Annotated in this window: 9 protein-coding genes; 3 read left to right on the plus strand and 6 right to left on the minus strand. The window is 34.1% G+C overall.

Annotation, left to right across the window (positions count from 1 at the left end; translation table 11 throughout):
* Nucleotides 1-48 precede the first annotated feature (48 nt).
* Together AC3DU7_RS01565 and AC3DU7_RS01570 are read right to left on the minus strand one after the other, a co-directional pair.
* Entirely contained in the window at nucleotides 49-1,101 is a 1,053-nt protein-coding gene (locus AC3DU7_RS01565; protein ID WP_488037614.1) for a fatty acid desaturase, read from the minus strand.
* A gap of 774 nt (nucleotides 1,102-1,875) precedes the next feature.
* Nucleotides 1,876-2,097 carry a hypothetical protein gene (locus tag AC3DU7_RS01570; RefSeq protein WP_488037615.1) on the minus strand — a complete coding sequence of 74 codons (222 nt, stop codon included), beginning with the start codon at nucleotides 2,095-2,097 and terminating at the stop codon, nucleotides 1,876-1,878.
* A 278-nt stretch (nucleotides 2,098-2,375) separates the two neighbouring features.
* Between AC3DU7_RS01570 and thrC the strand changes: the two genes are divergently transcribed.
* Entirely contained in the window at nucleotides 2,376-3,467 is a 1,092-nt protein-coding gene (gene thrC / locus AC3DU7_RS01575; protein WP_488037616.1) for a threonine synthase, read from the plus strand.
* A 273-nt stretch (nucleotides 3,468-3,740) separates the two neighbouring features.
* Here thrC and AC3DU7_RS01580 read toward each other — a convergent pair whose 3' ends face one another.
* Nucleotides 3,741-4,364 (minus strand): hypothetical protein, encoded by a 624-nt coding sequence (locus AC3DU7_RS01580; RefSeq protein WP_488037617.1) that lies wholly within the window; start codon nucleotides 4,362-4,364, stop codon nucleotides 3,741-3,743.
* Between the two features lie 1,542 nt (nucleotides 4,365-5,906).
* Between AC3DU7_RS01580 and AC3DU7_RS01585 the strand changes: the two genes are divergently transcribed.
* Nucleotides 5,907-7,061, plus strand: a complete 1,155-nt coding sequence (locus AC3DU7_RS01585) for a YihY/virulence factor BrkB family protein (protein ID WP_488037618.1) — start codon at nucleotides 5,907-5,909, stop codon at nucleotides 7,059-7,061.
* Between the two features lie 235 nt (nucleotides 7,062-7,296).
* On the plus strand, nucleotides 7,297-7,461 hold the full coding sequence (locus AC3DU7_RS01590) for a hypothetical protein (RefSeq protein WP_488037619.1): 165 nt from the start codon (nucleotides 7,297-7,299) through the stop codon (nucleotides 7,459-7,461).
* 231 nt (nucleotides 7,462-7,692) lie between these two features.
* On the opposite strand, the gene AC3DU7_RS01595 is transcribed toward AC3DU7_RS01590, so the two are convergent.
* Genes AC3DU7_RS01595 through AC3DU7_RS01605 form a run of 3 tightly spaced genes read right to left on the minus strand, consistent with a single transcriptional unit; the run spans nucleotide 7,693 to nucleotide 10,870 of the window.
* Nucleotides 7,693-8,640: a hypothetical protein gene (locus AC3DU7_RS01595; RefSeq protein WP_488037620.1), complete on the minus strand. Its 948-nt coding sequence runs from the start codon at nucleotides 8,638-8,640 to the stop codon at nucleotides 7,693-7,695.
* A gap of 3 nt (nucleotides 8,641-8,643) precedes the next feature.
* A complete protein-coding gene (locus tag AC3DU7_RS01600) occupies nucleotides 8,644-9,759 on the minus strand; it encodes an AAA family ATPase (RefSeq protein WP_488037621.1) in 1,116 nt (371 codons plus the stop codon).
* The gene (locus tag AC3DU7_RS01605; protein WP_488037622.1) at nucleotides 9,752-10,870 is read right to left on the minus strand and encodes a DUF262 domain-containing protein; all 1,119 of its coding nucleotides are present in this window, start codon (nucleotides 10,868-10,870) and stop codon (nucleotides 9,752-9,754) included. Before AC3DU7_RS01605 ends, AC3DU7_RS01600 begins: the two co-directional genes overlap by 8 nt.
* Between the last annotated feature and the right edge of the window lie 1,160 nt (nucleotides 10,871-12,030).

Consider the following 12,030-nt stretch of genomic DNA (forward strand, 5'->3'; position numbering starts at 1 on the left):
TTTGGAACGGTGCGATAAGGATTTGAGAAACTTTTCTGGAGATACCTATTAGGAAACTTTTTGAGCATCATACTCTTGAAAAGTCAGATAAAACTTAGTCTTATCATACAGATGACACTTCTCTGTTATCTCTTTCATTAAAGACCAAGAAAACTTAGTTTCATAAAGCTTATCTCCCCATTGATCTTTCAAAAATTGATGTGCTTTCCTCAGATTATATGAAGGAATTCCTGTAGAGACATGATGGGGAATATGCACATTAATATCATGGCAAAGAAACTCTACCCACCGGGGATAATCACAATGCACTGTACCAAATAATTGAGCCTCTGCTTCATTCCACTCTTCTACAGGAGTAAAAGGAATTTCTGGTACTGTATGATGAACAATAGTAAATGTACTCATCCAGAAATGGTAAACTAACCAAGGCATCAACCAAAATTTGACCAGACCCCACAGACCAACTTTAGCGATAAGCAAAGGAAAGGCGATCGCGCCAAACCCGAAAACTACTAATGTAGAAAATTTGACATCTTCACTATCCTTACCCTGAAATTTTCTCCAATCAAAATTCACAACTGCCCAGTGAGCAACAGATCCTAACCACCAAAATTTGCCACGCATAAACCGATATACTGACTGCATCAAGCTACCTGCATTCCCATAATCTTCTGGATACCAAGGTTGCCAAGCATTATCTTCACCCATTTTATTTGTATGTTTGTGGTGATAATTATGGCCTATTCGCCAGCCATGAAACGGATAAATTAAAGGTAAAAAGGCCAAGTGACCGACTAGGTCATTGACCCACCTACGGTTAGCAAAAGAACGATGACCGCAGTCATGGCCAATAACAAAAAACCCAGTTAATGCTGTGCCAGTGAAAACCCAGAGTAAGGGCAATAAAAACCAAGGTGCAATTGTTAGTCCCCAGTAACCTAATACGACCATAAAAATATTGACCGCTACCATTGTCCATGTTTTCCTTTGATCTTTGAGAAAAACTTCACGAGGCAGGGATTTTACAATATCTTTTAGTTGTAATTGCTCATTTCTAATCTCAGAATTTTCATTAGTAGATTCTGCAATTGATACTGTCATAAATTATTTAAGTTCTCCGTATTTTTTTGTAGTTATACCAAGGGTGAAAAAAGAAGGTTACAAATAAACTGGCTAGTAAATAATTAATAATTAATAGCTAACAATTAATAATTTAACTAACACTGCACCACCTAGTGCAAGATGGCAGAAATAACTAACCAGTTAAAAAATCTTAAAAGCTTTACTAATCAATACTTTTGAGTTTTAACTTCCGCGTAGCGACACTAGAAAGTTATTCGTAGCAAACATTTATCAATTTGGTATTATGTAGTAGATTTATGATTCCGAAAAAAAACGCCAGCACAGATATTTTGCTGGCAGTTTTAACCACATAAAGTAGTTAAGTAGCTATCAGCTTTTAGCATTTCCGTACCAGAATACTCCGCAAGGAATTCCCAGCTTTATATATAAAAACTAGGATGGTTGAGGAGGGGTTAATATCCCCTTTATTAAAGGAATGATCCGCGAACGAAGGCGTAAAAAAAATGTTCGCGGAGCGGAACGGGGTTCTATCCTACTGATTGCTGAGTGCTGACCGCTGACTGCTTCTTTTACATAAATCCTTAAGACATACTAAAGTTTAGTATATCTTAGGCAATTTTGTACACAATAGCACTGTAGCAAAACTTTTGTTGTCATATCACAGTATTGTCATTATCAAAGTAAATTAATTGATTTGGTTACTGCTACTATCTAATTTTTGATTCTTCAAGCTTACTAATCATTTATTTATTCACGATTGTTATTAATTGAATTTTTTTTCAACTTTTGGGACTAAATTTCTAAGTTTCTTGTTTTGATAGTCCGCAATTCCAAAAGTAGAGTTTCTACTTCTGCCTCAAGATGGAGCAACTTAACTTGTTGATCTGTTTGATACAAAGATTTCATCTTTTCTTGAGTATAGTTTTGATTGTTTGATGCTCCTGAAACATTTACCCTTTTAGCAGTATCTACAGAAACAGATACACTGGACAAAGTGGATATACTGTTAGACATAAGTAATTTACTAGCCATTTATACTTACTTCACTGCATATTGTAACCGCAATATTAAGATAAATTACAACAAATTAAACTATTTAACTTCCGGCATTAAAAATTTGGAGTACAATCTCCAACACTAAACACTTGGATAATACAATAAGATTAGTAAAGTTTAGTATCTTTCTTAACCATCGATTTGATTAGGTTTTTATGATTGACCAAAAAGTTATTTATAGTTTGGCCTAAGAACAAAAAAACTAAACTTTACAGTAAAAAATTCAAAACTTAAAAATGACCTTAACACGGCCCTTTTCTCAGTCAAAATTACAAGGCTGGCCTGGTTTGATTGAGGCATATAGATCCTATCTACCAGTAACAGAAGAAACTCCAGTCATAACATTGCAAGAAGGTAATACTCCTCTCATACCTGTGCCGGCGATCGCTCATCAAATAGGCAACCAAGTAGAAGTCTTTGTCAAATATGATGGCCTTAATCCTACAGGTAGTTTCAAAGATAGGGGCATGACTTTAGCCATATCCAAAGCTAAAGAGGAAGGGGCAAAAGCAGTAATATGCGCTAGCACAGGCAATACCTCAGCCGCCGCTGCTGCTTATGCTAGACGAGGTGGAATGCGAGCATTTGTCTTAATCCCAGATGGTTATGTTGCCCTAGGAAAATTAGCCCAAGCCTTATTGTATGGTGCAGAAGTCTTAGCTATCAAGGGGAATTTTGACCAAGCCTTAGAAATTGTCCGAGATGTGGCCGCTAAATATCCTGTCACTTTAGTTAACTCAGTTAATCCCTATCGCCTAGAAGGCCAAAAAACGGGGGCTTTTGAGGTAGTGGACACTTTAGGCGATGCCCCAGATTGGTTATGTATTCCTGTAGGAAATGCCGGAAATATCACAGCATATTGGATGGGCTTTTGTCAATATCATCAAATCGGAAAATGCGATCGCCTACCAAAAATGATGGGTTTCCAGGCTGCCGGGGCAGCACCTATTGTTCAAGGTCATCCTATAGTTCAACCGGAAACAGTGGCCAGCGCCATTAGGATTGGCAATCCTGCCAGTTGGGAAAAAGCTGTAGCAGCTCAACAAGCTAGTCAAGGGAATTTTACAGCAGTGACTGATGAAGAAATATTAGAGGCTTATCGTTTATTGGCATCCAATGAAGGAATTTTTTGCGAGCCTGCGAGTGCTGCTTCTGTTGCGGGTTTATTGAAAGTCAAAGACCAAGTTCCCAGAGGAGCAAAAGTAGTTTGTGTATTGACTGGTCATGGTCTCAAAGACCCAGATGTGGCGATTAAACATAGCAATAATCAGTTTCGGCAGGGAATAGAGCCGAATATAGAGGAAGTAGCTGAAGTGATGGGATTTTAAAGAAGCTGTCAGCACTCAGCGTTCAGCATTCAGCAAGATTATTTTTTTAACGTGCCAAAAGGGGATTTCAACCTCTCCTCAAAAATCTGGCCTTTGAGGTTGCCTAGGATTTTAACCCAAATGTTAAAAGCTGTTAACGTAGTTCCTCTGTAGGAGGCTAGCTGTTAGCTCCGCATTCCGATACCCAAATGCTAAAAGCTGATAGTTAGTTAAAGGGAGGCGGAAGGGAGAAGGAAGGAAAATATTTTTGGTTCTACTCTTTAGCTTTTCTCTCTAATCTTTACTACTGGGTAAGCGGGGCAATGGCTTTTCATTGGGCGGTAACTTAGCAGCGTTGGGAGAGAAGCTTTCCTCTAGTTGGATTTGATTTTGAGCTTGAATATTGGCTTCTGTTTTTGGTTGAATATTAGGAGTAATGTCCGATTTTTGTTGTTTATTTGCTTTTGCTTTGGCCAGAATATCTACTGCATCTGCCAAAGCATTTGTTAAACTTGTACGAGTATTTATATGATTGACTTGCTCTTTTTGGAGGGCTTCAGTTAATTTTTGGACTTGTGTAAAAGCGCGGTCGCGTTCTTGGACTACTTCAATGATTTTGGCCTTAAGTTCAGCCAAAGTTTGTAAATTTTCGATTTGCTGTTCAATAGTCGTCGCACTTTCATCTACACTTCCTTCAACAGATGGAAAACCTTGTAATTTCTGAGCTTGGGCTTTTAAAGTCTGTATAGTTTCTTGAGCCAGTTGAGTTTCAGTTCGTCGTTGTTGAGCTTCAGTATTATAGAGTTGACACCACTTAGAAGCACTATCCTGGGCTGCATTTAATTCTGTTTGAAGTTTTACTATTTTCTCTTGAAGAGCTTTAATTTCATTTAACCACGGGGTTATGTCCTGAGTCATATCATATTTTAGATTATAGAGTGTTCATCTAATCGGGTGATTTTCCCGCGAAGGTTATCTTTGCAATTTTAGACTATACCAAGAGAAGTATAGTTTAGGACAGTAGATACTGAAAGGAAATAGGAAAATACTATAGCGCTACTTAACGAAGTCAGAAGTCAGAAGCTATTTTTGGAGCGAGGCTTAAATCTACTTTACAAAAATATTTCACCTTAAAAGGTGGGGTTTTAGACCCAATTATTTTGATAAATATGCTCTTGACATTTCTCTGTCTTCTCACACTGAGTGGCCAGTAGTTGACTATCGGAATTTTCTTTCCTACGGAATAGCGCAAACAGCTCTTACTGCCACCTATCACTTAATACTTGCCACCTTCTTCAATAATATGTTGTTTCAAAGCATAGATGATTGGTGTTGGAAAACAAAATAGTGATTTAAATTAGCAACAAATGAAAGTAAATTCATTTAGCCTCAGAAAGATGAACTGCGAGCTTCAGTATTTTCTGCAATAGGGAAGCTTTGAAGATGCAGAATTTTCTTTTTTATTCCCTTCAAAGGGTGAGCTTGAGAACTGCTCTTTATTTGTCAAATTTATATCTGAATTTACCAGTAACAACATTGCCTTTACTAATAGATAATTGATAACTAATCCCCAGAGGTTTAAAGCCTCTCCTTATTAAGGAGAAAAAAACGGTCATTAGCGGAGTTTCCCGTAGGGTGGGATAGTGAGGTCTACTCGCTGGCCGACCATTGATCAAGAGAAAAAATCAGATTTCCTGATATTCAATCAAGGACGGTTTTAATCAGAGGTAATTATCCATTATTAATTAATGAATGTACTCTACTAAAATTATCATTATTAAGCAAAATATCTTAATTTTAAACTCCTAGAGATAAATCTAAGAACATACTTCTTACTTTTACATTACATTAAAATTAAAGGAGGAGTAAATTTCATTTAAATCAATAAGTTGCTAAAAATATCTATTCCCTATAAAAATATTTTTGTAAAATTACTTGTTAAAATTGGTAGAATGACTTATAAAAGTATATATTTATTATGCCTAAATTAGCGTTTGCTGAATAAAGTTTTTTGGTAAAGGTAGGAGCCATAATCCAGAATCCAGAAGTCAGGATAAATGGGAATTATAGAATAAATAGTCAGAATAATACTACCTTGATTTTTCTACCATAATCCTCCCAAAATGTTAACTTTTTGAGTATTTTAGACTGAAAACTTGCGCACTTTTTTAGACCTAAAAACTCTAAAACCTTTGTCTATAAATGCTTTGATATTTAATCAGCAAGCCCTAAGTTAGAAAACTTTTGTCTTTGTATAACTTTAATGTTTATTTTTTTTAGCAATTTTTTTCTATACAAAGATTACTATTTACTTTTAATTTTTACCTGAAATAAAGTAATTTATCTTGGTACATGCTCCGAAATTTATAAATTTATAATTGTTGTCTTGAAATTTTTGTTAGTTAACAAATTATTCTCTACTACAAGTAACTCAAATAATCTTTTTGGCCTAAAAGCCCTATGAGCTTTCTCCACTTTTTACGTCATTTTAATTCTGCCACATTGCGAGAGGTTTTAAACAGCTCCAATAGACAGCGATTTTTAAATTTATTAACCCCAATTGCTAAACGTGGTTATGCCATAATATTGACGATATTAAAAACTGTCGTCAAGCATATACTGAAGCGAATAATTCGCTTTTTTCAGTTCATCCTTCATCTAAATTTTCATACTATTAAACAAGTATGTATTTGTGCTGGCAAAAGCAGATTATCGGGCTTATCAGCTGAGATGGCTTATAATGCTATGCTAGCATTATTTCCAGGATTATTAACAATAATTTCAGCAATTGGATTATTTGAATCCTTGCGATCGCCTCTATTACAAATGGGTACTTTACTAACAGATATAGTACCTAATCAAGTAAGATTTTTAATTAGCAGTGCTGTTGATGAAATTCTGAAAACCCCCAACAGAGAAATATTTTCTTTCAGTTTTATTGGCTCAATATGGATATTTTCTAGCGTACTAAGTTCAGGGATGGCAGCTCTCGATGAAATTCATCAAGTTCCTGTTGAGAAAAAACGACCTTTTTGGAAAGCAAAGTTAGTTTCTTTAGGACTAACTATTGGTACTCTAATATTATTAATTATTGCCTCTGGATTAGTATTAGTTAGTGACTTAATTGTAGACATGATTGCTCGGCAAAGTTGCTTACTAGAAACTCTACCAAATTGTCCCCCTGACCAGGTTGCTAGTTGTTTATTTCAAGAACCTGTTGATAATTGTGTTTTGAAGTCACAATTATTAGAAACTTGGAGTCAATTAAGATGGCCGATTACTTTAGGAATAGTTTCGACAGCTTTTGCTTTTGTGTATCGTTTTGGTCCGAGTATTAGGCGAAAAGGCACACCTATTATGCCTGGTGCAGTTATATCAGCATTAATGTGGGCAGGAGCTTCTAATTTATTTCGTTTATACGTTTTTCATTTTGGCAACTATAACCGAACTTATGGAACTATTGGTACTTTTATTATTTTATTGTTGTGGTTATATATTAGTTCATTGGTAGTATTAATTGGGGCACAATTAAATGTAACAGTAGGGGAGGCAATGGCACGGGATAATGAAGTCAAAGGAGTAGGGGAGCGGAGGAGTAGGGGAGTAGGGGAGTAGGGGAGAATTTTTTTGCCCAACTATGCGCTAAAAATGCGCTCCATGCATGAGCATGAAGAGCTGAAAACTATGTACTTTTTCAATACCTAAAAAGGCTAAAACCTTTATCTGACAATTATTTTATATTTATTCAGCAAACCCTAATTATTTAGTAAGTTATAGAAGTATGAGAAAAAAGGGCAAAAAAAGTCTGAATTAATGTGGTCGTTGTAAAAGGCTAATTACACCAGTTGTTATGGATAAGAAAATTAGAAATAAAATCACTCCTCCTGGTAAAAATGCTAGAATTTTGAAGCCTCTGAGGAGCCATATTAATAGAGTTATAATTGTGAGGATGCCACAAATGTTAGAAAATTGGGGAATGGGAAAGTTAGAATTTTTACTCATTGAGTTTGGTTAATATCTATATGGATTTAACTATTAAAAATATTGTTACTATTTTAGTAAACATTTCCTGCGAAATGCTGCGAAAACAGCTTTTAGAAGTAATAACTAACTTTAGTAAGTTAGTGACATTTTTCTTGACTGCGGAGTGCTACGCAAACATAATTTTGAATTCTCCTTCTAAGATAATAAGTTAATAGCTGAATGCTGACTGCTGAATGCTGACTCCTGAATGCTGAATGCTTACCTATTTTAGCTTAAGACCTATATAACCAATGATGATTTTTCCAGGTCCTAAATCTTCAGAAAAATAAAGTCGCCAAGCATTAGGAGTCATGCGGAGATGCCAACTAAAAAGACGTTCTTGGTTGTCAGGACATTTAATAGTTAATTCTTGTCTAAACTGTTGAATTCTTGAGTCACTTTCTGGAGTTGTTTTGCTAGGGAGAAGATTTTTATTAAAAGCTCCGGTTTTCCAAGTTTTACAGTATTGTTCTAGTTCAAATAATCGTTTCTTTACTTGCTGTAAAATAGGGTTACCAATATTTAGATGTTGTAATTGCTGACTAACCTGTTCACAGAATATTAAACTAGGAAAAAATTCCTCTCTACGTTCCCAAAGTATTTGGCCGTCAACTTGCCTACTAAACAGTATATTTTGAATACGGTTTTGAATCCATTCAGTATGTTGTTTTACATGACTACTTCGACTAGTATGAACAATTTTTTCCGAGTAGTCAGTTAACTGTTCATTTTCGTCTAATTCTGTTACCTGAAGTTCCAAAAAATCTATATCCCATTGGGGTTCGGATAACAAACTAACCGCAAGAGAATCACTAATTAAAGCAAAACGAATACCTTCTGCTAATTTTCCTTGATGCCGAACTTCAGACAAATCAAATTTATCTTTAATTTCTTCAGTAACATCACTCCAAAGAGGAACTTTAGTGATAAGAGAGCGAAAAAATCTACGCTCCTCTCTGTCTACTTCCCGGTCGTTACGCCAACTTGCTATAGGATAATTAGGAACAAGCTCTATATAGTTAAGGTCTCTGTCAGTCCGAAGTATTTTTACACCTAATCTTTTGGCTTGAATTAGAGTTTGAATTAACTCTGACATTAATTTTCGCGCTGCGGGAATATCAGCAACATGAGTCTGTAGAGAAAGTTCATTCAGCACCATTTCTAAATCCATATTTTACTCTTCTCTGGGTTCTAAAAGTGCTTCTAAACTATTATCCCATTCATCAAAAAAACCTTCTGGCCATTGATCTATTCGTCCGTTTCGGTCTATCTGGGGGGATATTACTTCAGTGATAAATTCTGTTCCTTGTTTTCGGCGGTCAAAATAGTGTAATTGAACTTTTTCAGGGTCAAGTTTTCCTCTATAAACTGTTAATCTAATTCCATTTAAAACATGGTCGCTATGAGTTTCAACTACAATTTGTACTCCACAACTAGAAGCAAGAGCTAATAATTCTCCCATTTTTGCTTGACCTTTCGGATGAAGATGTGCTTCGGGATTTTCTATTAGAATTAAAGTGCCAGGTGGAGAAGAAAGAATTGCCACAATAATTGGTAAAGTGTAGCTAATTCCAAATCCAACATTAGTAGAACGATAAGGATTACTATCTCCATAATAATATTGAAGACTCATTAAATCTATATCTTGTTTTGCATTAATTTTTAGGCGCGTACCTGGGCTAATTTCTCCCATCCAAGCTTCGACTTGCTCTCTTAAAATTAGGGATTCTTCTTCTGGATGTCCTAAGGTAGGATTTGGTATAGTTTGATTTTCATTAATAAATAAAAAGTGTGCTGTATATTCACCTTTTGCTCCTAATTGTTGGAGTTGTTGTACTTGGAAATCTGACATTTGAGAAAATAAACGCGGACCTAAACGTTCAGCTTGAAGATAATGGAATTTTTGATTAAAAAGACTAAGTTTATAGATATCGGGAGTAACAGATGGTGAGGCAAGATTTAGAACATCTTTTTCTCGGTCGTAGGAGAAATTCCAGATTCCTTTTTTGTCATTTCGCCAAACAATTTCAAAACTAATAAAATCCTCTTTTGCTCCTTCAAATAGTGCATCTTGAGCAGTACCAATACAGACTAAATCACCGTTAAGGGCTAAACCAGGTTTTTGATTTTGTAGTAAACCTTGTTGATAAGATTGACGCATTAAAAGTAATGCTTGTAAGACGGAAGATTTACCTGTGCTATTAAGACCAGAAAGTAAAGTTAGTGGTTTAAATAAGAGAGACTGATTGGGAAAAGGTTTAAAGTTTTTCAAATGTACTGAACTAATCATTTATAACCTCATTGATGATTTTTTCAATAGTTTCAAAACGATATTCTATTTTATCTTGAACTTGAGATATAGACTTGAAAAATTCTTTGTCTTTGTCTACATATTTTGCAAAATTATCTACTAATTCTTGCTTCCGATTTTTGAGTTTTTGAGTCTGTTGAGAATTAAGCTGACTAATATGAAATGACCAGGTTTCAAATAATGCCTTATTAACTGGATTTCTTTTTTGTTTTTTTGGCTTACGAAAAGCTTCATCGCCAAATATTTCTTGACAAACAATCATAGTATTTTTAAATTTATTGGCAAATTTTTTAATTTCAGATTCAGATAAATTATTGATTTTTTTCATGGCATTGTCTAAAAACTCTTCTCTTCCTTCCCTGGCATAATATTTGTAAGATGTCAGCATTACTGCTAAAGCACCTAGTACAAATTCCCGGTCTCCCATACGCTTAATTAGTTTGTCACTGGGCTTAATAACATTAGTAAATTCTGGATATTTAGCAATTTCAGCTAATAATTTAAGTGTTTTACCAGGGTTTAGAGCATGACGTATTTCTTGATTAGTTAGACGTTCTCCTCCTGTATTAATACGTTTAAAAATATTGTATTTAACTTTAGGTGGTGTACCAGGTGCAATTTGATAAACTGTAACCTGAGTTTCTTGAATGCGACGTTGATATTTACGGGGTAATTCTTGATAGGTTTTACCATCTAATTCATTGGCGAGATATTCTAAACCTGTTAAAGGTAGATTATTATCACTCATAAACTGCTTTAAAGCTGATAATCTTTGTAAACCATCTACAACTAACCATTGCTCTTCATCAGTTGCATCAATATAAAAAGCTGGTAAAGGAATTCTAATAATAATTGATTCAATCAATCGACTTTTAACATCATCCTTCCATATATCAGAATGACGCTGAAAATCAGGAGCTAAATTAAGAACTTCTTCATCTATTCTTCTGAGTAACTGTTCAATTGTGGGTTCTCTAGTAATAATATTAATTTTCTCGGGGTCATAAGTTAAATTATCTTTTCCAGAAAATTCTTCCTCATCCTCATTTTCTTCTTCTTGATATTTATTTGAGTTTTTTTGACTGACCATAAATTTTACTTTCTTATTTTAATTTTTATTATATTATCCGAGATTAGACCAGATTTAGAACTTTTATTTAAAATTGACAACTGTGAAAAAGAAGTATAGTATCAAATACTAATCCTTAATCTTAGCTATTTATATTTAGCTCAATTATAAATCTATAGATATTAGCTATCGCTCAAATATCAACAATTTTAATCTCTCTTAAAATCTCATGGTTAAATCTCAATCAATTTACTGAATTATTGCCCTAATCCTAATTTAAACTGTCATCAATATTTCAAGAATTGAGTGTTAGATTTTTCACGATACCACTATTTATATTTACCTCAATTATAAATCTATAGATATTAGCTATCGCTCAAATATCAACAATTTTAATTTCTCTTAAAATCTCATGTCTAAATTTAAATCAATTTCTCGAATTATTCCCCTAATCCTAATTTTCATTCTCACCAAAATTTCAAGAATTGAATTTTAGCCTTTTGACTATATGCCTATTTCTATTTATCTCAATTATTAATTTATGGATATTAGCAATTTATCAACAATCAATAAATTGAACCTCTCTGAAAAATTGATGTGTAAATCTCAATCAATTTCCCGAATTATTCCCATAATACTGATTTTCATTCTCACCAAAATTTCAAGAATTTCATTTTAGCTTTTTTACTATGTCTCTATTTCTATTTGTCTCAATTATCAATTTATAGATATAGGCGATCGCTTCACTAATCAACAAATTTAACCTCTCTCAAAATCTCATGTCTAAATCTCAATCAATTTCTCGAATTATTCCCATAATACTAATTTCAACTCTCACTAAATTTCCAGGATTGAATTTGAGGTCTTTCACAAGAGTGCTATTGATATTTGTCTAAATTCTCAATTTATGGATATTAGCAATTTATCAACAATCAATAAATTGAACCTCTCTGAAAAATTGATGTGTAAATCTCAATCAATTTCCCGAATTATTCCCATAATACTGATTTTCATTCTCACCAAAATTTCAAGAATTTCATTTTAGCTTTTTTACTATGTCTCTATTTCTATTTGTCTCAATTATCAATTTATAGATATAGGCGATCGCTTCACTAATCAACAAATTTAACCTCTCTCAAAATCTCATGTCTAAATCTCAATCAATTTCTCGAATTATTCCC

Source organism: Okeania sp., assembly GCF_983059655.1.

Excerpts from the sequence above, each read along its gene's own strand:
- AC3DU7_RS01600 (WP_488037621.1), bottom strand. The coding sequence starts at position 9,759 with ATGATTAGTTCAGTACATTTGAAAAACTTTAAACCTTTTCCCAATCAG.
- AC3DU7_RS01585 (WP_488037618.1), top strand. The coding sequence starts at position 5,907 with ATGAGCTTTCTCCACTTTTTACGTCATTTTAATTCTGCCACATTGCGA.
- AC3DU7_RS01590 (WP_488037619.1), top strand. The coding sequence starts at position 7,297 with ATGGATAAGAAAATTAGAAATAAAATCACTCCTCCTGGTAAAAATGCT.
- AC3DU7_RS01565 (WP_488037614.1), bottom strand. The coding sequence starts at position 1,101 with ATGACAGTATCAATTGCAGAATCTACTAATGAAAATTCTGAGATTAGA.
- AC3DU7_RS01605 (WP_488037622.1), bottom strand. The coding sequence starts at position 10,870 with ATGGTCAGTCAAAAAAACTCAAATAAATATCAAGAAGAAGAAAATGAG.
- AC3DU7_RS01595 (WP_488037620.1), bottom strand. The coding sequence starts at position 8,640 with ATGGATTTAGAAATGGTGCTGAATGAACTTTCTCTACAGACTCATGTT.
- AC3DU7_RS01570 (WP_488037615.1), bottom strand. The coding sequence starts at position 2,097 with ATGTCTAACAGTATATCCACTTTGTCCAGTGTATCTGTTTCTGTAGAT.
- AC3DU7_RS01580 (WP_488037617.1), bottom strand. The coding sequence starts at position 4,364 with ATGACTCAGGACATAACCCCGTGGTTAAATGAAATTAAAGCTCTTCAA.
- thrC (WP_488037616.1), top strand. The coding sequence starts at position 2,376 with ATGACCTTAACACGGCCCTTTTCTCAGTCAAAATTACAAGGCTGGCCT.